General features: G+C 48.3%; 19 protein-coding genes. 16 read left to right on the top strand and 3 right to left on the bottom strand.

Annotation, left to right across the window (positions count from 1 at the left end; all coding sequences use genetic code 11):
• The first annotated feature begins 200 nt into the window (after positions 1-200).
• Both AU11_RS17385 and groL read left to right on the top strand, forming a co-directional pair.
• Complete coding sequence (locus AU11_RS17385) at positions 201-494, top strand: co-chaperone GroES (protein WP_043321025.1); 294 nt, start codon at positions 201-203, stop codon at positions 492-494.
• A gap of 59 nt (positions 495-553) precedes the next feature.
• Positions 554-2,194, top strand: a complete 1,641-nt coding sequence (gene groL, locus AU11_RS17380) for a chaperonin GroEL (protein WP_043321023.1) — start codon at positions 554-556, stop codon at positions 2,192-2,194.
• Positions 2,195-2,283: 89 nt separating this feature from the next.
• Here the strand turns inward: groL and AU11_RS17375 are convergent, their stop codons facing one another.
• Positions 2,284-3,360, bottom strand: a complete 1,077-nt coding sequence (locus AU11_RS17375; RefSeq protein WP_081848230.1) for an integron integrase — start codon at positions 3,358-3,360, stop codon at positions 2,284-2,286.
• Positions 3,361-3,703: 343 nt separating this feature from the next.
• Between AU11_RS17375 and AU11_RS18605 the strand changes: the two genes are divergently transcribed.
• Both AU11_RS18605 and AU11_RS17365 read left to right on the top strand, forming a co-directional pair.
• The gene (locus AU11_RS18605; RefSeq protein WP_231492140.1) at positions 3,704-3,871 is read left to right on the top strand and encodes a hypothetical protein; all 168 of its coding nucleotides are present in this window, start codon (positions 3,704-3,706) and stop codon (positions 3,869-3,871) included.
• A gap of 206 nt (positions 3,872-4,077) precedes the next feature.
• Positions 4,078-4,311, top strand: a complete 234-nt coding sequence (locus AU11_RS17365; RefSeq protein WP_043321022.1) for a hypothetical protein — start codon at positions 4,078-4,080, stop codon at positions 4,309-4,311.
• A gap of 90 nt (positions 4,312-4,401) precedes the next feature.
• On the opposite strand, the gene AU11_RS18410 is transcribed toward AU11_RS17365, so the two are convergent.
• Complete coding sequence (locus tag AU11_RS18410) at positions 4,402-4,689, bottom strand: hypothetical protein (protein ID WP_051687422.1); 288 nt, start codon at positions 4,687-4,689, stop codon at positions 4,402-4,404.
• A gap of 29 nt (positions 4,690-4,718) precedes the next feature.
• Between AU11_RS18410 and AU11_RS17355 the strand changes: the two genes are divergently transcribed.
• The 5 genes from AU11_RS17355 (at position 4,719) to AU11_RS18400 (ending at position 10,158) form a co-directional block, all read left to right on the top strand.
• The gene (locus AU11_RS17355) at positions 4,719-5,348 is read left to right on the top strand and encodes a hypothetical protein (RefSeq protein ID WP_043321020.1); all 630 of its coding nucleotides are present in this window, start codon (positions 4,719-4,721) and stop codon (positions 5,346-5,348) included.
• A 574-nt stretch (positions 5,349-5,922) separates the two neighbouring features.
• Positions 5,923-6,339, top strand: coding sequence for a hypothetical protein (locus AU11_RS17350; RefSeq protein WP_043320698.1), 417 nt, complete (start codon positions 5,923-5,925; stop codon positions 6,337-6,339).
• Positions 6,340-7,764: 1,425 nt separating this feature from the next.
• A complete protein-coding gene (locus AU11_RS18405; protein WP_156035437.1) occupies positions 7,765-8,073 on the top strand; it encodes a hypothetical protein in 309 nt (102 codons plus the stop codon).
• Positions 8,074-9,056: 983 nt separating this feature from the next.
• Complete coding sequence (locus AU11_RS17340; protein ID WP_043321016.1) at positions 9,057-9,545, top strand: GNAT family N-acetyltransferase; 489 nt, start codon at positions 9,057-9,059, stop codon at positions 9,543-9,545.
• A gap of 142 nt (positions 9,546-9,687) precedes the next feature.
• Complete coding sequence (locus AU11_RS18400; protein ID WP_156035435.1) at positions 9,688-10,158, top strand: hypothetical protein; 471 nt, start codon at positions 9,688-9,690, stop codon at positions 10,156-10,158.
• A gap of 1,764 nt (positions 10,159-11,922) precedes the next feature.
• Here AU11_RS18400 and AU11_RS17335 read toward each other — a convergent pair.
• Positions 11,923-12,885, bottom strand: a complete 963-nt coding sequence (locus tag AU11_RS17335) for an IS110 family transposase (protein WP_081847844.1) — start codon at positions 12,883-12,885, stop codon at positions 11,923-11,925.
• Between the two features lie 843 nt (positions 12,886-13,728).
• On the opposite strand from AU11_RS17335, the gene AU11_RS17330 reads away from it, so the two are divergent.
• The 7 genes from AU11_RS17330 to AU11_RS17300 form a co-directional block, all read left to right on the top strand.
• Positions 13,729-15,285: an IS1182 family transposase gene (locus AU11_RS17330; RefSeq protein ID WP_043315428.1), complete on the top strand. Its 1,557-nt coding sequence runs from the start codon at positions 13,729-13,731 to the stop codon at positions 15,283-15,285.
• A 610-nt stretch (positions 15,286-15,895) separates the two neighbouring features.
• Positions 15,896-16,072 carry a hypothetical protein gene (locus tag AU11_RS18395; protein ID WP_156035433.1) on the top strand — a complete coding sequence of 59 codons (177 nt, stop codon included), beginning with the start codon at positions 15,896-15,898 and terminating at the stop codon, positions 16,070-16,072.
• Between the two features lie 458 nt (positions 16,073-16,530).
• A complete protein-coding gene (locus AU11_RS17325) occupies positions 16,531-16,848 on the top strand; it encodes a hypothetical protein (RefSeq protein ID WP_043321014.1) in 318 nt (105 codons plus the stop codon).
• Between the two features lie 180 nt (positions 16,849-17,028).
• Entirely contained in the window at positions 17,029-17,394 is a 366-nt protein-coding gene (locus tag AU11_RS17320; RefSeq protein WP_043321011.1) for a hypothetical protein, read from the top strand.
• Positions 17,395-17,403: 9 nt separating this feature from the next.
• On the top strand, positions 17,404-18,369 hold the full coding sequence (locus tag AU11_RS17315) for an endonuclease/exonuclease/phosphatase family protein (RefSeq protein WP_043321010.1): 966 nt from the start codon (positions 17,404-17,406) through the stop codon (positions 18,367-18,369).
• 433 nt (positions 18,370-18,802) lie between these two features.
• Positions 18,803-19,204 carry a hypothetical protein gene (locus tag AU11_RS17305; RefSeq protein ID WP_043321006.1) on the top strand — a complete coding sequence of 134 codons (402 nt, stop codon included), beginning with the start codon at positions 18,803-18,805 and terminating at the stop codon, positions 19,202-19,204.
• 144 nt (positions 19,205-19,348) lie between these two features.
• Positions 19,349-19,614 (top strand): hypothetical protein (locus AU11_RS17300; RefSeq protein WP_043321004.1); only part of this gene is annotated, 266 nt, incomplete at its 3' end.

Genomic DNA, 19,614 nt, shown 5'->3' with positions numbered 1-19,614 from the left:
TATGCTCCAGTGGCCCTGTTTCTCAAATTTCCCAGTTTTTTTCTCCACCGCTGTTGAAATTGCTCTTGCGCCCCCACATATAGGCTCCACTCAAGATTTTTCCCAGGGCCGGATACCGGAACTGGGGCTGGCCGGGCCCTTTCGCAAGGGGCGGCCCCTTGTAATTGCAACCCTAAATCGACGCATTGGAGATCCAATCCATGAAAATTCGTCCTTTACACGACCGTGTAGTCGTACGCCGTAAGGAAGAAGAACAGAAAACCGCAGGCGGCATTGTTCTGCCAGGCGCAGCGAAAGAAAAGCCGAATCAGGGCGAAGTGGTTGCCGTGGGCGAAGGCAAGCAGCTGGAGAACGGCGACGTTCGTGCACTGTCCGTAAAAGTCGGCGACACCGTAGTTTTCGGTCGCTATGCCGACAGCAACACCCTCAAGGTGGACGGCGAAGAGCTGATCATCATGAGCGAAGGTGACATCTACGGCGTACTGGAAGGCTAAGGGCTCGGCCATTAGCTCCAGTATCTGATAACGACGAACAGAATTGAGGAATTAAGACCATGGCAGCAAAAGACGTTAAATTTGGTGATGACGCTCGCCAAAAAATGCTGAACGGCGTAAACATCCTGGCCGACGCCGTAAAAACCACCCTGGGCCCGAAAGGCCGCAACGTGGTTCTGGACAAAGCGTTCGGTGCGCCGACCGTAACCAAAGATGGTGTATCCGTAGCCAAAGAAATCGAACTGAAAGACAAGTTCGAAAACATGGGCGCACAGATGGTGAAAGAAGTTGCTTCCAAAGCATCTGACACCGCCGGTGACGGCACCACCACTGCTACCGTACTGGCCCAAGCCATCGTAACCGAAGGTCTCAAATCCGTGGCTGCTGGCTTCAACCCGATGGATCTGAAGCGCGGTATCGACAAAGCTGTCGCTGCGGCCGTTGAGCACATTGCCAGCCTGTCTACTCCTTGTGAAGACAGTAAATCCATTGCCCAGGTAGGCACCATCTCCGCCAACAGCGACGAGCAGGTTGGTACCATCATCGCAGAAGCAATGGAAAAAGTGGGCAAAGAAGGTGTCATCACTGTTGAAGAAGGTTCCGGCCTGGAAAACGAGCTGGACGTCGTAGAAGGCATGCAGTTCGATCGCGGCTACCTGTCTCCTTACTTCATCACCAACCAGGAAAACATGACCGCCGAGCTGGACAGCCCGTTCATCCTGCTGGTTGACAAGAAAATTTCCAATATTCGTGACCTGCTGCCTCTGCTGGAGCAAGTAGCCAAGGCTTCCAAGCCGCTGCTGATCATTGCTGAAGACGTAGAAGGTGAAGCGCTGGCCACTCTGGTAGTCAACAGCATGCGCGGCATCGTGAAAGTAGCTGCGGTTAAAGCACCTGGCTTTGGCGACCGTCGTAAGGCTATGCTACAGGACATCGCAATCCTGACAGGCGGCACCGTGATCTCTGAAGAAGTTGGCCTGGAACTGGAATCCACCACTCTGGAGCACCTGGGTACTGCCAAGCGCGTCACCCTGTCCAAAGAGAACACCGTAATCGTTGACGGTGCCGGCGACGTTGCCGATATTGAAGCGCGCGTTAAGCAGATCCGCGCCCAGATCGAAGAATCCTCTTCCGACTACGACAAAGAAAAACTGCAAGAGCGTGTTGCCAAACTGGCCGGCGGTGTTGCGGTGATCAAGGTTGGCGCCGCCACCGAAGTCGAAATGAAAGAGAAGAAAGCCCGCGTAGAAGACGCCTTGCATGCAACTCGCGCTGCGGTAGAAGAAGGCGTTGTTCCTGGTGGTGGTACTGCACTTGTTCGCGCGACCCAGGCGATCAAAGTGACTGGTGACAACGAAGACCAGAACCACGGTATTGCTGCTGCACTGCGTGCGATGGAAATGCCGCTGCGTCAGATCGTCACCAACGCCGGCGACGAAGCTTCCGTTGTTGTGGACAAAGTGAAGCAGGGTGAAGGCAACTTCGGCTACAACGCCGGTACTGGCGAGTACGGCGACATGCTGGAAATGGGCATTCTCGACCCAGCCAAGGTAACCCGTTCTGCATTGCAGGCAGCAGCCTCTATCGCTGGCCTGATGATCACCACCGAAGCCATGGTTGCAGAAATTCCGGAAGACAAGCCGGCTGCGCCTGACATGGGTGGCATGGGCGGAATGGGTGGCATGGGCGGCATGATGTAAGCCGGCCTCCAGCCAAACCATAAAAAAACCCCGCTTTAGCGGGGTTTTTTTATGCATGAATAGCCGTGACCTCCAGTTTGGAGAGCGCATCAACAGGCGATCCGATATATCGGCTCAGGCTCCGTTACCTTGTTTCTGGGTAGGCGATTGTCTGCGGCGCTCAAGGCGGAAAGTCCGTGATTCAGGCAATCCATTGGGCTCAGGACACCCTTACTGCCACGGTTTACCACATGCGTATAAATCTCGGTAATACTGATATCCGAGTGCCCGAGCAGCTCCTGAATTGTTCGCAGGTCATACCCTGACTCGAGCAGGTGCGTCGCAAAACTGTGCCGAAACGCATGGGCCCGCGCAGGTTTGTGAATACCCGCCGCTTTTACAGCACGGCGAATCTGCTTCGACAGTGCTGTTGGGTGAAGGTGATGTCGTCGCACCTCTCCAGTACGGGGGCAGGGGCCGGTCTGGGAGGCCGGGAATAGATATTGCCACGCGAGCTCCTTCACCGCATTGGGGTATTTTTTTGCAAGAGCATCCGGCAGGTAAACATTTCCCACGCCGTCTGCCAAATCTTCCTCATGCAGGATGCGCACACGCTCAATCTGACGCTTCAGATCCGCTACGAGCCCCTGGGGCAAAATAGTCGTGCGATCTTTATTGCCTTTTCCCGCGCGCACAAAAATATTATTGCTGCCAAAATCGATGTCTTTGACCCGCAGTGAGAGCAGCTCCGCCGAGCGCAAACCGGACCCGTAAAGCAGTTGTACACGCAACCGGCCCGGTCCGGATAGGTGGGATAAAATTTGTGTAATCTCCGAGCGACTATATACCACTGGCAACCTGCGGGGCCGTTTCGCCTGAGTAAACGAAAGCCCCTCCAGTTCGACTCCGAGAAAGCGAGTAAACAGGTAAACCAGCGCGTTCAGTACAATGCGCTGAGTTCCCACCGAGCAGTCGCGCTCTTCCGACAAGTGGGTCAGAAAATGTTCGACCTCGGGCACGCCCATATCCTGAGGGTGCCTTTTATCGTGAAACAGAATAAAACGCTTAATCCAGTGTATGTAAGTCCGTTCTGTCGTATATGCCAGCCCAGCGTCACGCATGTGTAATCGCAGGGTATCCAAAAAACGAACCGGCCGTACAGGAATCCGCTGTCTGATGTTGTCCATAAATCACCCACGACGACTGTTTTTATATACAGTAGTTTTGTTCGGGCAGGCCGTCAACCCTAGATTCAGCAGCCTATGGCGTGTGTACAAGTAATGGGGTAGCCTAACCCCTTGATATATATCGAATTCACAGGTTCGAAGGGCGCCGGTATCAATATCAAGAACAAAAGCCATAGGCTTCTTTTTGAGGGCAAGAATACCGAAGGGCCGAATATAAAGTATTGATCTGTTGGCTATTTGAGAGGGGATGTGGCTTTTTCCGCCACAGGACAATCGTGTTTACAAAACAAGCCCTTGGCGTATGAATAAAACTGTTAACTTTTCCCATGAAATGGAGTTCATCATGTTCCCACAAGAGTTTTACATTCTTCCAGAAGAGCTATTTCGTCTTGGAAATTCCTCCTCCCCTAAGCTGGGGAATATCAGACCAAGAGATATAGATACAATGGACGTCAACGGCATTACGGTAATTATTGCCAACGGAAAAGGAATCAGCGTTTTTGATCTTTAGGGTATTAAGAAATCGCCAATGACTGGGTGGGTGTGGCGCTTTTCTCCAAATACACGCCCGCCCATCGGGTTGAAAATGGTTCAAGATAAGCCTCACCACTATTGTATTTCACCTGTTCAGAATATGCCTTTGGATAAATACAAAGGCTTACTTGAGGAGATGGCTCTTTCTGCAACAAGAGTCTTTAAGAAAGAAGGTCAAGTCGTATGAAAAAATTTGAACTTTCTCTTGTTGAGTCCGAAGTAAAGATTGTTCTAGAGGCGCTGTGTGAGCTAGAGTCAAAAATGTCAAAAATTTGTGAAACATCTCATAATGAAGATGAAATAGCAGATGTTGGTAATGACTTAATTGAGGTAAGGCTGCTTTTAGATCCACTAAGAGAAAAAGCAATAGAAAAGTATGGCGAGAATATTGTCAACTTCTCCCGCGAGGCCCTGTAAAGTTAACAAAGCGCTGCAGGCCGACGGCTAACTTTGCGCACTTTATGCGCGGTCGCTGCGCTCCCATTATCGCGCATAAATCACCCAAAGTTAGCCGCGACTGAGCGCGGCGTTAAGCATCAATTCGGAGAATATTGTGCCAACAAAGAAGTCTCCACCAAAAAAGGTGGTAGCCAAAAAGGCTAAAGCAAAGGCAAAGGTTCTTAAGCCTGCAAAATCGGGAAAGGTGACAAGATCTGTAGCCGTAGCAGCCGTCAAAAAGGTTGTCGCGAAAAAAGCCGCAGCAAAAAAGGCAGCGGTAAAAAAAGTAACTACTAAGAAAGCTGCAGTTAAGAAAGCACCGGCAAAGAAAGCGCCGGCCAAAAAATCTGCTGTCAAGCGAAAATCTCCAGTTCGGAGGAAGTAAAATGGCAGCAAAAAATTACAATGACAGCGTATTCATAAACTGCCCTTTTGATGATGATTACATCAATCACTTTCACGCAAAAATATTTTGTATTTTCGATTGCGGCTTTATTGCGCGCTGCGCGCAAGAGGTGGAGGATGCAGGTGAAGTCCGAATAGAGAAAATTTCAAAAATAATTTCTCAGTGCAAATACGGAATACACGACATCAGTAGAACCGAGCTTTGCAAGAAAACAAGCTTACCAAGATTCAATATGCCGCTAGAGCTCGGAATATTTTTGGGTGCAAAGAAGTATGGAAATTCCGATCAGAAGAGAAAATTATGCATGGTTCTAGATAAAGAGCCTTGGCGCTATCAAATATTTCTTTCGGATATAGCGGGGCAGGATATTCGCTCTCATAATGGAGATCCAGAAGAGTCCATCAAAGTTGTTTCTGCTTGGCTGAGGAATGCTAACCCTAAGCGGAAGATTTCAGGCGGCACTGAAATTGTACGCCGTTATAGAGAGTTTAGAGAGGAATTACCAGAGCTTTGCAAAGCCGCAAAGATCAAGCCAAAGGAAATGACTTTCAATGACTACACACAATTTGTAGCTGCCTGGCTCGAGCAAGACCGTGCCAAAGCTGCTTAACAAGCAGCGGCAGAGCGACAGCCAACTCTACGCACTTTTTGTGTACTCGCTGCGCTCAAACATTAACACAAAAAGCGCTCCGCGCTGGCTGCGCCTGCGCTGGGCGTTAATGTTCAGGTTCATCATGCCGCCGCCTAAAAATTTTAGCGTGTTTGATGAGCCATTCGGCGGCTTCTGTCGTTGTAGAAGCTGCATCGCTAGCAGGGATTGACGGTTGATATAAATAGCCAGTAGTGGCCTCCATTCTTTATGGTTCGGGGTGGCGGCGGAAGAGGTAGTGTGGATGTTTCCTGCTTGGCTTTTAAGCCGCTCTAGGGAAAGCGTGGTAGGGTAAAACCAATTGTGGCGCCCGAAGTATGTTAGCCATTACCGGGGTTAGGTTTGGTGGTTTTTTAGGCGCCATGTAGCTTTTAGCTCCCCAACATTAACAATCACGGGCAGTGATGCTCCGGCCCTTCGGGCCTCCGCGGGACGGCTTACCTTATGCACGTTTTACGCGGGTCGCTTCGCTCCCATTTTCGCGTAAATCGCGCATAAGGTAAGCCGCCCCTGCCGTGGGCGTTAGGCATCAGGAATGATCGAGCACCAAGTCGTTAAATACATCGCATCTGCAATCGTTGGGACGATGGCAACTTGGTTTGTAATTTTCATGATTGGTATGATTTTTGTGCCGGATTTCCATGTTATAGCAATGGTTATTCTACTGTTCGCACTCCCTACAGCTGTTGGGGTTTGCTTAATTGGATTTCCGATATTCAAGGTTTCCACAAAGTTTTTCTCGCATCTTAATCACTATCTCAACGTATTGATTTCGGGTTTGCTATCTAGCATTCTGCCGATGGTAGTCACGGCATTTTTTGTATGTTATTTACTTCAGGGTGGAGTAAACCTTCCACAATACTTTGCCTCAGTACTGAGTGTTTTATTAGTAGGCATTCCTTTTTTGGTTGCCTCCTCACTAATCTACGCAAGGTGGTCAAAAAATGCCTAACAAGTTGCTGCAGCTGACGTCTTACTTTATGCATCTTTTGCGCGGTCGCTACGCTCCCAGTTTCGCGCAAAAGTTGCATAAAGTAAGCCGCCGCTGAGCAAGGCGTTAGTGTTTTACTGCAACTTAAATAAAAATTATCGTGCTTCGTAGAAAGCAACGATGGGAAAAGGGGCCGCTTATAGGGCCGGGTTCTTCCGAGGCAATGGAAACAACGTGGTTCCAATATTTGGCCTTTGCTGTCAGGCATTAGATTTCTTATCAGCAAATCTACTTGTGCCGCGCCGCGAATTTAGTCCATCGTCGGCTTCGCCCACGATCCCAGGCTGAAGCATTGTGCCAGTGAGCGCGGCGCCGCACCGTGGTATATTTCAATTTCGCATAGATTTGTGCCGTTCGTTCCCCATAGTGGTTGCGGCGGGCAATAAACCAGGACGGGGCGCTCGTAGAGGGCCACAACACTAACAATATGCTGCAGCCGACATCTTACTTTGTGCACCTTTTGCGCGGTCGCTGCGCTCCCATTTTCGCGCAAAATGCGCCCAAAGTAAGCTGCGGCTGAGCGCGGCGTTAGTGTTTTTTACAGCAGTGGAATTTTGGGTTTTGGTTTTCGGAAGTCTGGTGCAACAAACGGTGGTTCCGGCTCCTGGTGTGGCCAGAATTGGTAACGTGAAATCGTGGTTCCACTATTGAACATTGGCAAGTCGGCTTCAGCACAATTTCCGGCAACTTTATTTGTGCCGTGCCGCAAAAGCTAAACGTCGGCTTCGCCCACGATTTGGGTATAGCCGGAAAGTGTGTGCCAAGTTGGCGGCACCGCACCGGGGTATTTTCAGGTATTGTAGGGGTTAAACCGTTCGTTCTTGTCAGTGGTTGCGTCGAACTAGGGCGTACAAAATATAGTCAGGAAGAGGCCCGAAACACTAACAAGCTGCGGCAGAGCGACAGCCAACTCTACGCGCCTTTTGTGTTACTCGCTGTCGCTCAAACATTAACACAAAAGGCGCTCCGCGTTGGCTGCGCCTGCGCAGGGCGTTATGGTGCCGGGCTGTAAAAATGGTGGTCTGTGCCAGCGTGTAATTTAGAGCTCTATTTTGGCACGCAGCATTTGGCTATCTGCCATGATAAAATTAAGCAGTTTCGTTCCTAGAGCTTTCGTTTAATCTCATGGGAAACACGGCAACTCCGCTGCAGTAAGATGGTGTGCCAATAAGAAAACAATTGGTTGGGGAAGTTGGAATTTCTTTCCTCGTTTTTAAGGAGCTTCGGCGCATTCGGTGCGCGTAGGTAGTTCGGAGCGCGTCAGCCATAACCAGGCGCTGCAGCCGACATCTTACTTTGTGCACTTTGTTGCGCGGTCGCTCCGCTCCTATTTTGCGCAACAAAGCGCCCAAAGTAAGCTGCGGCTGAGCGCGGCGTTAAGTGTCCATGGAAACAGAAGAAATATCGAAAGTAGAGATAGTTGAAAGCGGTGAGATGTACGTCATTTTGAAAAATGGTGGAAAACCGATGTATCAGTATATCTATCGTGAAGCCGAAGAAGTGTGCTGGGTAGAAGGTATGAAAGGTTTCAAATCACCTCAACCTAGAAAATGGAGCTATTCAGATTGGTACGAGTACATAGTAAGCGTCGCTGCTTCAGGGTTGGGCATTTCTTTGTATCTCACAAATAATACAATCTGGCAAAATGTTCCAGAAAATAGCAAGTCAGAGATACGTGCCAAGTTCCACACTTAACAAACGCAAGCAGGATGCTACGGCCCTTCGGGCCTCCGCGGGACGCCCAACGCTATGCACATTTTGTGCGGGTCGCTGCGCTCCCAATTTCGCACAAAATGTGCATAGCATTGGTCGCCCCTGTTGCGGACGTTATGGTGCCGGGCTGTAAAAATGGTGGTCTGTGCCAGCGTGTAATTTAGAGCTCTATTTTGGCACGCAGCATTTGGCTATCTGCCATGATAAAATTAAGCAGTTTCGTTCCTAGAGCTTTCGTTTAATCTCATGGGAAACACGGCAACTCCGCTGCAGTAAGATGGTGTGCCAATAAGAAAACAATTGGTTGGGGAAGTTGGAATTTCTTTCCTCGTTTTTAAGGAGCTTCGGCGCATTCGGTGCGCGTAGGTAGTTCGGAGCGCGTCAGCCATAACCAGGCGCTGCAGCCGACATCTTACTTTGTGCACTTTGTTGCGCGGTCGCTCCGCTCCTATTTTGCGCAACAAAGCGCCCAAAGTAAGCTGCGGCTGAGCGCGGCGTTATGTGATTGGTCATGGTTCATGGTTCATGGATATAGAAACGGTGTCGAGAATACATAGATATGCTGCAATTTCTCTCGCCGTATTTATAGTGTCAGGGTTCATCGTTGCGTCATTTTATGAGGGTGATTCAGGAGTTGCGGGAACAATATGGTTTTTGGAAATTTCCCTGTATATACCATTCGCTATCCTGAAGTCTGAGTTTAGCGGGGTTATATTTTTACCATACGCGATTATTCAAAAGAAACGTGATAAAGTTTTGTTTAGATTGTCCCAGTTTACATACTTGGCCATCGCATTGGTGTGCTTAACTTCATCCATTGTAGAGCTCACATAACAATCAGCGGCAGAGCGACAGCCAACACTACGCGCCTTTTGTGTTACTCGCTGTCGCTCAAACATTAACACAAAAGGCGCTCCGCGTTGGCTGCGCCTGCGCTGGGCGTTAAGTGTCACGAGAAATAAACTATGAGCGTTGAAATCAGGCATAGCAATAAAGAAGATATTCCGGAGATTCGGGATATCTACGCTCAGTCGTCATGCTATGCGGGCACGCTGCAGTTGCCTTATCCATCAATTGATAAGTGGGAAAAATTTCTTGGAAATACTCCGGAAAATTTCTATAGCTTAGTTGCGGTATTAGATGGAAAAGTAGTGGGCCAAATTGGAATGGAGGTGTTTACCAATCCGCGAAGGAAGCATGTCTCGAATATGGGCATGGCGGTTAGCGAGGAACATCAGAAAATTGGTGTTGGCTCTAAGCTCCTTGAGGCTATGCTAAACCTCGCCATAAACTGGCTGGCAATTCGGCGCATAGAGTTAGAGGTTTATACTGATAATGAGCACGCTATAGGCCTCTATGAGAAGTTCGGCTTTAAAATTGAGGGAACTGCTAAGGCCTATGCTTTCAGAGACGGCGAGTACGCGGATGTTCATCTCATGGCAAAGGTAGCCTAGCGTAATTCCACTTAACAAGGTGCTGCAGCTGACGTCTTACTTTATACGCCTTTTGCGCAGTCGCTACGCTCCTATTTTCGCGCAAAATTCGCATAAAGTAAGCCGCCGCTGAGCACGGCGTTAGCACTAATTCGGATAAACGATGAAAACGAAATTATTTTTGCTGGTATTGGTGGCGATATGTGGATGTTCTACGAACCCAGCAATTGATCGAACCGAAAACGGTGTATTAGAAAATAGTCGGGAAAAAACAGATGGTGGTGTTTCTCTCATCTTTACATCAGTCGATGGCAAAAGGCTTCGTCCAGGGCCATGGACAGCACCTGTTGAGGCAATTTTTCCAGTTTCTCCAGGAAAAAGAGACATTGGTGTAAGAGTTGTATTTACACCAGAAAAAACTACTGCGCAAAAAATAGGTTTTCAAAATACTTTTCACTACGTGCTTGAATCAAATACTGAGCTATTGGCTGAGGCAGGAAAATCGTACGTGTTAAAGGCCAGACGAAGTGGGGGTTTAGCTACTTTCTGGATCGAGTCTGAAACTGGCAATAAAGAGTCAGAGATTAAATCTGGTCCGGTTGAAAAGGTAACAATCGTTCCTGTGGTGTATTAATTACAATTTTTTGGCAACGGTGCTAACAAAGCGCAGCAGAGGGACAGCTTACTTTATGCGTCTTTTGCGCTGCTCGCTACGCTCCCATTTTTGCGCAAAAAACACATAAAGTAAGCCGCCCCTGTGCGCGGCGTTAATGTTCCGGTTCATCATGCCGGCGCCATCGAGAGTTGTGAGGCAATTTACTAGTGATTCGGCGGCTGTCGGCCTTGTTGCGGCGTAATCGCTGGCAGGATTTTACGGTTGATTTTAATCGACAGCAGTGGCTTCCATTCTTTGCATTTATTGGTGGCGCCGGAAGTAGAGTAGGGGAGCAGTCCTGTTTGGCTCATTAGCCGCTCCAGGGAAAGCGTGGCATGGTACAGCCAATTGTGCCGTTTGTAGTATGTTAGCCTTTGCTGGCTTCAGGTTTGGTGATTTAAAGAGGCAAAGTCACTTTAAGTTTCCCAACATTAACAATCACGGGCAGTGATGCTCCGGCCCTTCGGGCCTCCGCGGGACGGCTTACCTTATGCACGTTTTACGCGGGTCGCTTCGCTCCCATTTTCGCGTAAATCGCGCATAAGGTAATCCGCCCCTGCCGTGGGCGTTAATGTTCAGGTTCATCATGCCGCCGCCTAAAATTTTCAGTGTGCTTGATGAGCCATTTGGCGGCTTATGTCGTTGTAGAAGCTGCATCGCTAGCAGGGATTGACGGTTGATATAAATAGCCAGCAGTGGCTTCCCTTCGTTAAGGTATTTACTGGCGGCGGAAGAAATTTTGTAGGGTTTTCCTTTTGGGCGTATAAGCCGCTCCAGGGAAAGCGTGGTAGGGTACAGCCAATCGTGCCACCCGTAGTTCGCTGGTAGTTAGCGAGTTCAGGATTGGCGGTTTTTAAGTTGGTAAGTCACTTTCAGGCCTCCAACATTAACAATCACGGGCAGTGATGCTCCGGCCCTTCGGGCCTCCGCGGGACGGCTTACCTTATGCACGTTTTGCGCGGTCGCTTCGCTCCCATTTTTGCGCAAAACGCGCATAAGGTAATCCGCCCCTGCCGTGGGCGTTATAGAGGCGGGTTCAATTTTTAAAATGGTTTGCGGTCAACCAGGGAGAGCGTGCCAATAGGGGAGAGTCCGGTAACGGAGAAAGTGCCGAGATTCAGTTGAGCAGTTTCGTTCCTTGTGCTTTCTTTTGGGCGCAATGGGAATCGGCAAGCCCGCTGCAGTATTGTGGAATGCCATTGGGAATTTTAGTGGGTGAGGGGAGTTCAAATTATTCCTCTCATTCTTTTCGGGGGCGGCCAGCCGTGAGCGGCTGGCATCGTGCCACTAAGGTAGTCCGAGCGCGCCTGCTATAACTAGGCCAGGCAGCGAGGCTCCGGCCCTTCGGGCCTGCGCGGGACAGCTTACCTTATGCACTTTTTGCGCGGTCGCTGCGCTCCCATTTTTGCGCAAAAAGCGCACAAGGTAAGCTGCCCCTGCTGGCGGCGTTAATTGGCGCGAGCAAGGAGTATAACCCCATGATGAGACAGGGATTAAAAACCTTAGTCGCGAGCTTTACTTTGCTTGTCATCATGCTGGTTTTTTCATTTACGCCTATTGTTTGGATAGTTTCGGGTAAGCCCGATGAGTCGTACCCAGAACTTCTCTTTCTAGGAATTGGAGTTCCGTTAGCACTAGCAATCAGTTTTGTAGCGACTGTCCGCTTTTGGTGGTTAAATCGTGGTAATAGAAAATAGGACCCGCGGAAAAAGTGGTGGCGCCAATTAACAAGCGACTGTGATGTCAAGCTGCCAACTTGAGGTCGCTTTCTCCCCAGTAAGTTCCGTCTCTCACCATGGCATTTAGTATTACGATCATCTTCCGCATGCAGGCCGTGAGGGCGACTTTTTTATGTTTGCCCTGGTTCACGAGCCGTTTATAAAACTCTCGGATCATCGGATTGTGAATCGTCGATGAAAGGGTCGCCATATAGAGAATCGTTCGAACAGATGCTCTGCCACCTCTTATTCGACGCTTCCCCCTGAGTGATCCGCTGTCTCTATTAAATGGTGCTACGCCGACGAGTGCTGCGATCTCCTTGGGGCTCAGGTTACCCAGCTCCGGCAGTTCCGCTATTAGCGTAGTAGCCAGTAATTTGCCTACCCCAGGAACCGATTCGAGCTGCTCGCGCTTGGCGCGCCAAAGCTCCTCCGCTTTAATTGCTTTATCGAGCTTTTCGTCGATTCTCTCAGTTTCCTTTTCGAGGAATTTAATGTGGCGGCGGTAATCAGCTTGGAGGCACTTCGGCATTATCTTGCCTCTGTTCTTCTCCATCGTTCGCATCGTCATAAGCTGCCGCCGCCTAACCAGTAAGTCTTTGATTTGACGCTGAATTTTTGACTCCGGAGGCATCACCTCTGGCTGCATTACCGCACCAAATTCGGCAATCAGCTTGGCATCGACTTTATCGGTTTTGGCGAGGATGCCGGCAGCTCCTGCATAGCGTCGGACCTTTAAAGGGTTGACTATGACGACGGGAATACCGGCCTCAGCCAACTGCTCGTAAAATAAGCGCTCATACCGGCCAGTCGCTTCTAGCACGACCCTTTCGACCTTGAACCGGCGTATCGCCTTGATCCATTTATTGATCTCGGTTTTGGTGTTATCAATCTGCCAATACCGGTCTCGCTCGTGGATGTAGATATCAAGAAAAGCCTTTCCAATATCTGCACCGACGTTTACCCCTTTTGTAGCTATTTCGCGCATTGTGAGATCATCCCATCCTTGCTACATTCGGGCTCATGAGGCCCATTCGACTGTTCGGGTTATACATAGGGTCGGTGTGGCGCTACACGCTTGTTAACGGGCTAGGTAGAACCTGCTCCTGCCAGGCATCGAGCTGCCACACCGGTAACTTGTGGAGGCAAGTTACGGGCCTCACTTTATCGAAGATATGGGGAATTTGACCATACAAGGCCGGGCAATTCGCTCCGGGCCTGCGGCCCTCCGCGGGACAGCTTACCTAGTGCACGTTTTGCGCGGGTCGCTGCGCTCCCATTTTCGCGCAAAACGCGCACTAGGTAAGCTGCCCCTGCCGGCGGCGTTAGCAATACGAATGACGTGAACTTTCTTTTCGCTGAGTAATATGGATAGAGTCGAGAAGTTACAAAATTACTGCTGTGTAGGCCTGTTTTCTTCTGTTGAAGAAGCCGTGAGTGGTGATGAAGTTATTGTTAAATACACCAGATCATTCCAGGGAGATTCAGTCTGGTACATTGAGGTTCCCGAAAGAGTGATTGGCGGAGGGAATCTCATATCGTATTGCCCTTGGTGTGGTGCGAAGCTCCCTAAATCGCCATATGGTGGGGTAGTTGCTGCAGAGTGAGTGCCACCAAGTTGCTAACAATCACAGGCAGTAAAGCTCCGGCCCTTCGGGCCTCCGCGGGACGTCTTACCTTATGCACGTTTTGCGCGGTCGCTTCGCTCCCATTTTCGCGCAAAACGCGCATAAGGTAAGCCGCCCCTGCTGTGGGCGTTCAGGCTGTAGAAAAACTCTAAAAACCTAGTAGATTTTGATAAAATCTGCGGGCCCGGTTCCGAGATCCCGTCATGCCCAACTTCAAGCCCTATAATTACAGCCAGGACACAATGGTTGTAATCAATTTCGAAGATCAATTGCAGCCGAATACCTTCGAGTACACGCTGCATCACCTGATCGATAACCGTATCAATCTTTCCGCTTTCTACGACAAGTACAAGAATGAAGGTGGTGGGCGGTCTGCATACGATCCGGCTATTCTCTTGAAGATTATCCTGTTCGCTTACTCCAAAGGCATCACGTCTAGCCGGGAGATCCAATGGCAGTGTGAGCATAATATACTGTTCAAAGCTCTGTCCTGTGACAGCGTGCCGCACTTCACCAGCATTGCCAGCTTTGTCAGTAGTTATCCCGATGCCATACAGTCTGTCTTTGAGCAGGTGCTGATGGTTTGCGACCAGGAAGGTCTTTTGGGTAATGAACTCTTTGCCATTGATGGCTGCAAGATGTCGTCGAATGCCAGCAAGTCACACTCTGGAACTTTTAAAGAGCTCGAGCAAAAGCAGGCGAAGATCCGCAAGAAGATCCGTCATTGTCTCTCAGAGCATAAGAAGCTGGATGGAAGGAAGCCCGCCGAACGGGAGCGAAAGCAGCGTCTCGAGCAGGCGCAGAAGACCTTGGAGAAGCACTTTGAAAAGATCGACAACTTCCTAAAGACGCAAGCCCCAAGGATGGGGCAGGGCAAGAAACCGAAAGAAGTAAAAAGTAACATCACCGACAACGAGTCGGCCAAGATGAAGACTAGTAAAGGCACCATCCAGGGCTATAACGGAATTGCGGCGGTCGACAAGAAACATCAGATTGTCGTGGAGGCGCAAGCCTTCGGGGAAGGGCAGGAAGCGCATACCTTAAAGCCGATTCTTGACGGCATTAACACGCGTTATCGGAACGCAGGTATCGCCGAGGATATTCTTTCGGACCAGGTCATTGTTACCGCAGATACCGGATTCTCAAGTGAATCTAATAACGAGATGCTGAGAAGTGAAGGTGTCAATGCCTTCATTCCCGACAACCAGTTCCGTTCCCGCGACAAGGCGTTTGCCAAGCAAAAAGAAAAACACGGTAAGCGTCACCAAGATACGGTAAAGGGCGTTAAGCAGGTTCTGCCCGCTAGCGAGTTCAGACTCAATAAAAGAAGTAAGACCTGTATCTGCCCCGCCGGCAATGAAATGTTGCTCTACCGAGATGAGCGCGTCAGCGAGGGGAAGCAAAAACTTCACTTTGAAGGGCGACTCACAGACTGTCGACACTGCCCGCTAAAAAGCCAATGTATGCGCAATCCCGAATCGGCGGATACCCGGGATGGCCACGGACGACAAGTCTCTTTTACTTGGACGAATGGTAAAACAGCAACGGACTGGATGAAAAGACGGGTCGATAGCGTGGAAGGCAAGACAATTTACAGTCATCGCATGTCGGTGGTCGAGCCAGTCTTCGGTAATATTGGCACAAACAAGCGACTGAGTCGCTTCTCGTTGCGTGGAAAACACAAGGTGCAGGGACAGTGGCAGATGTTCTGCTTGGTGCATAATATCGAAAAGTTGATGCGATACGGCGCAGTACATTAATTCCTAGGGGCTTCTGCATTAATTTTGGGGCGATATGGTGAAAATACGCGCATGCGTGAGTAAGTGAAATTAGTGTGGTTAAATGGCGGTCAGTATGTAAACGAGAAAAGAGCCTTGAGGCGACGACTGCTGGGAGTTGTTTTTCTACAGGCTCGTTATGAGCTAATCGAGTATGCTTAAACGGAACTGCCCAAATTGCTCTCGGAAGACACTGAGTGTGCCAGTGTTGAGCAACAACTACGTATGCTCAGAGTGCGTGTCAATATTTCATCAACCATGGTGGGCCAACTTACTAGAGGCAATGGTTGCATCAGCACTTGGTACGGCGGCCTTCTTTTATTTATTGTTTTACTTTAGTTGGGTCGGGCTTTTTGTCGTGCTTGTAATTCTGCCACTATTGGTAGACCAACTATTCAGAAGATTTGGTCCGGTTAAGTTGGGTGGGGTAAGAGGTGCACTTCGTAAGCGCTCATAACCAAGCGCTGCAGCCGACGGCTCACTTTGTGCACTTTACGCGCGGTCGCTGCGCTCCCATTTTCGCGCGTAAAGCGCCCAAAGCAAGCCGCGGCTGAGCGCGGCGTTAGCGTTTCATGTGGTTTTGGAGAATCTGATGGAAAAAAATTTAAAACCTGGTGATCAAATTAAGATTGATAGCCAATCAGCAAGTCAAGTTGTAATAGCAACCGTACTATCTACTCCTCATAATGGATATGTGGAGGTGGAGATGAGTGACGGTAGTAGAGTTCAGATTTCGCTTGCAGATGTTATTAAAAGATTAAATGTATAGGGCTCAAAAATGAGTGGGTATATCCGGCTGGGTGTTGTCGTTACTGCGATTTACATAATTTCTATAGTTTCATATGCGGCGTATGAGCTTTATGACATGCCTGGAACAGACACCAGCACTTTGAGTCAAGTTAATAAAGTGCTATATGAAGTTTCAGCTAACCCAAGAGTTTTTTGGGAAACTGTTGACGGATCGGAACCTAATTCGTATGTAATTCTTCCGAAGATGGGTGCGTGGCTCCTTTACACTATCGTAATCCCTGCGCTTATTTGGCTTATTTCTTACGGGCTTTGGGCATCCTTTCATTGGGTTCTGCAGGGTTTTCCAAGTAGAAAACGCTAACAATGCGCTGCAGGCCGACGTCTAACTTTGTGCACTTTCTGCGCGGTCGCTACGCTCCCATTTTCGCGCATAAAGCGCACAAAGTTAGCCGCGGCTGAGCGCGGCGTTAAGTGTCTATGAGCGTTGAAAATCTAAAAGGATTTTTCGTCCTGGTTTTCGTGGTGGCGATTGTCGCTCCACTTTTTGTGCGAAAGTTAGCGCTAGATATTCTCCGATTGTTCTATGAAGATAACTATCCCGGAAATTACTGGCTTGATTACGTGGAGAATGGAGAGTATCGAAAATCTAAGCATGCTTTTGAAAAGGTTGTTATTGAAGCATATTTATTTCTAGATAAAGTGCTGCTAGCGAAAATAAAGAGTATTCCTATATTGGTCGCTATTTTTTCAGGGTTCTTTTGTTTCTGGGTAATCTACAAAATATTGAACACTTAACAAACGCAGGCAGTTTGCTACGGCCCTTCGGGCCTCCGCGGGACGCCCAACGCTATGCACATTTTGTGCGGGTCGCTGCGCTCCCAGTTTCGCACAAAATGTGCATAGCATTGGTCGCCCCTGCTGCGGGCGTTAGGCTGATAGTTGTTTTTACTAATCTTGTACTTAATGAGACTTATTATGAGAAATATTTCAAAGATCGTTGTTATCCAGTTGGTCATTTTCTCGAGCAAAATTTATGCCAACGTACAATATTGTACTGGTTATATACAAGACTGGGAGGTCGCCCGCTGGGGAACGCTTTACATAGATAGTGACTGGAACGAATCTGATAATTCCCAAGGTTTATGTAAGCTCGATGGTTCTATGGGAGGAGTAAGTGCAGAGGCTTGCAAGGCTTGGATGTTAACTGTTCAAGACGCTGCAAAGTTTCATATGCAGATAAAACTGAAATATGAAGACGTTACTAGCTGTAAAGGTAGCGATATTGGAGAGTGGGGTGATGCCAAAACACCGGAATATATCAGGGTTTATGCCAGTGAATAGGTTTCCTGTATGAGAATGTTTCTATCATTTGTACTTCTGAAGTTCTTAATCATTATCGGTTCTCCTCTGAGTTTTGCAGATTCTGCATTTTCCGTTATGACGTTTAACTTACGTCATTCCGGCGAAGAAGTAGATGCTGAAAATGGCAATAAATGGGAAGGAAAGCGTGATCAGCAAGTCATTAATGCGGTCCTATCTAAAATTCCTGACATATTGGGTGTTCAGGAAATGGCAGCGGATCCATCAACTACAATTGATCCGCGTGATTACGTGCGCACTCACTTAGAGTTCGAATACGATTTCTATAAGGGTATTGGAGGATCGCCTAAAGATATTTTCTACAGGAAAACAAAATTTAGTGTGGAGCATGAAAATTCTGGTGCCGATTATATATGGCCGGACTCGAGATCAAATATATGTCCCGGGTCGAATGGAGAAGGCAAAGCCAGAAGCATAACTTGGGCAACGCTAGTTGATTTGGAATCAGGTAATAAGCTATTCGTTGTTAACGTGCATCTTCACCACAAAGCAAGAGATACTGAAATTAGAGTAAAGCAGATGGAGTGCATTCGTAATCATATTGAAGTTCAATCAATAGGTTTGCCGGTAATATTGTTGGGAGACCTAAATTCTCTATATGGTGGGTATGAAATATGTACTTTCGAAAAGGGCTTTCATGAAAATCAGAAGCCCATGTTCGATGCTTCGGGAACTGACTATAATGCCACATTTAACGGATTCTGCGTCGACTGTAAACATGACGCCAAATTAGATTATATCTTTCTGCGCGGACTGGAAGTGGTTGGTGGACCAGAAATTGTCCGCTATTCGTACTTCGATAGTATTGACAATGAATACAGGTGGCCGTCAGATCATTTTCCGCTATATGCTGAGTTAGAGTATCATTCAGATTCTGCATACGTGAACCTCGAACAAAGCGCCTGTAATAAAAGTGGTTTCTCCTTATTCTGGTGAGCCTAACAATGCAATGCAGCCGACGTCTTACTTTCTGCACCTTTTGCGCGGTCGCTACGCTCCCATTTTCTCGCAAAAAACGCAAAAAACGCAAAAAACGCAAAAAGCGCATAAAGTAAGCCGCGGCTGATTGCGGCGTTATGGGGCTCTTCGGATGCCCCTGGACTATTGAGGAACTTAAGAAGTGGCTCATGTACTAGTTGAAGTCAAAAATGACCAAGGCGATACGTTAATGACTATGAAATACAATCAGTCAGAAATAGATAGCATTGACAACATCAATCACAGAAAACGTGCGCAGATGGCATTTCACTCAAAACTGAATAATAGCTACAAGCCATCAGACGATCTTGAAATATTCTTCACGTTTTTGGAATAGTAGAGTGAATCAGCTGTTCTCGCTACTTTAATGGTGCGAAGAAAGGAAACAAATATGAAATACACGGCGCTACTTTTTGCTCTCTTTTTGTCTGGCTGTATCATTGCTGATAGTTCTCACGTTCTGGTCGGTCAGGCTCGTCCAGCCATTGATATAAGTCAAGTTAAGGTATATAGCAATCCTCCAAAACAATTTGAAGAAATTGCTTTAATTGAATCTACGGCTGCACACGACTTCCAAAGTGATCAAGCATTAGTAGATGAGGCTATTCGGAGATTGAAAATGGAGGCAGCAAGCCTGGGAGCTAATGGAGTTCTAATCGCTACCGTCGGCTCTGAAAGTGGTTCTTCTAATACTGTCTATGTTCCTGCCGGAAATGGCTATGGCACATTTATTACAGACACCAGCAAAGGTAAGGTGGCTAAGGGCAAAGCAATTTACGTTGCCGAGGAGTAATCCCCATAACAATCAGCGGCAGAGCGACAGCCAACGCTACGCACCTTTTGTGTTACTCGCTGGCGCTCAAACATTAACACAAAATGCGCTCCGCGCTGGCTGCGCCTGCGCTGGGCGTTATGAATCTCGGTATCGAGTAAAGCAATGAATATAGATATAGACAGTTTGTCGGAAGATGAGTTGATCGTTCTCAATCAAAGAATCGTTGAGCGCCTGAAATTTCTTGAATCTATGCATACTCATAAAGAGATGATGCAGTTCAATCCAGGTGAGAAGGTTAGCTTTGAGCCTCCAGGTCGCGGCCGCCAAATCGGTACGTTAGTAAAGTACAATAAAAAGACGGTCACAGTTATTACGGAAGGCGGCCAAAAATGGAACGTGTCTCCTCATTTACTGAGTAAAGTTAAAGA

The sequence above is a fragment of the Microbulbifer sp. HZ11 genome (assembly GCF_000708675.1).
Taxonomy (GTDB): Bacteria; Pseudomonadota; Gammaproteobacteria; order Pseudomonadales; family Cellvibrionaceae; genus Microbulbifer.
This window is presented reverse-complemented; position numbering and strand designations above follow the sequence as displayed.

Coding starts and splice junctions, on each gene's coding strand:
- AU11_RS17315 (WP_043321010.1), top strand. CDS start 17,404: ATGAGAATGTTTCTATCATTTGTACTTCTGAAGTTCTTAATCATTATC.
- AU11_RS17340 (WP_043321016.1), top strand. CDS start 9,057: ATGAGCGTTGAAATCAGGCATAGCAATAAAGAAGATATTCCGGAGATT.
- AU11_RS17305 (WP_043321006.1), top strand. CDS start 18,803: ATGAAATACACGGCGCTACTTTTTGCTCTCTTTTTGTCTGGCTGTATC.
- AU11_RS17355 (WP_043321020.1), top strand. CDS start 4,719: ATGGCAGCAAAAAATTACAATGACAGCGTATTCATAAACTGCCCTTTT.
- AU11_RS17375 (WP_081848230.1), bottom strand. CDS start 3,360: ATGGACAACATCAGACAGCGGATTCCTGTACGGCCGGTTCGTTTTTTG.
- AU11_RS17350 (WP_043320698.1), top strand. CDS start 5,923: ATGATCGAGCACCAAGTCGTTAAATACATCGCATCTGCAATCGTTGGG.
- AU11_RS17335 (WP_081847844.1), bottom strand. CDS start 12,885: ATGCGCGAAATAGCTACAAAAGGGGTAAACGTCGGTGCAGATATTGGA.
- AU11_RS17330 (WP_043315428.1), top strand. CDS start 13,729: ATGCCCAACTTCAAGCCCTATAATTACAGCCAGGACACAATGGTTGTA.
- AU11_RS17385 (WP_043321025.1), top strand. CDS start 201: ATGAAAATTCGTCCTTTACACGACCGTGTAGTCGTACGCCGTAAGGAA.
- AU11_RS17320 (WP_043321011.1), top strand. CDS start 17,029: ATGAGAAATATTTCAAAGATCGTTGTTATCCAGTTGGTCATTTTCTCG.
- AU11_RS17365 (WP_043321022.1), top strand. CDS start 4,078: ATGAAAAAATTTGAACTTTCTCTTGTTGAGTCCGAAGTAAAGATTGTT.
- AU11_RS18400 (WP_156035435.1), top strand. CDS start 9,688: ATGAAAACGAAATTATTTTTGCTGGTATTGGTGGCGATATGTGGATGT.
- groL (WP_043321023.1), top strand. CDS start 554: ATGGCAGCAAAAGACGTTAAATTTGGTGATGACGCTCGCCAAAAAATG.
- AU11_RS18405 (WP_156035437.1), top strand. CDS start 7,765: ATGGAAACAGAAGAAATATCGAAAGTAGAGATAGTTGAAAGCGGTGAG.
- AU11_RS18395 (WP_156035433.1), top strand. CDS start 15,896: ATGGAAAAAAATTTAAAACCTGGTGATCAAATTAAGATTGATAGCCAA.
- AU11_RS18605 (WP_231492140.1), top strand. CDS start 3,704: ATGTTCCCACAAGAGTTTTACATTCTTCCAGAAGAGCTATTTCGTCTT.
- AU11_RS17325 (WP_043321014.1), top strand. CDS start 16,531: ATGAGCGTTGAAAATCTAAAAGGATTTTTCGTCCTGGTTTTCGTGGTG.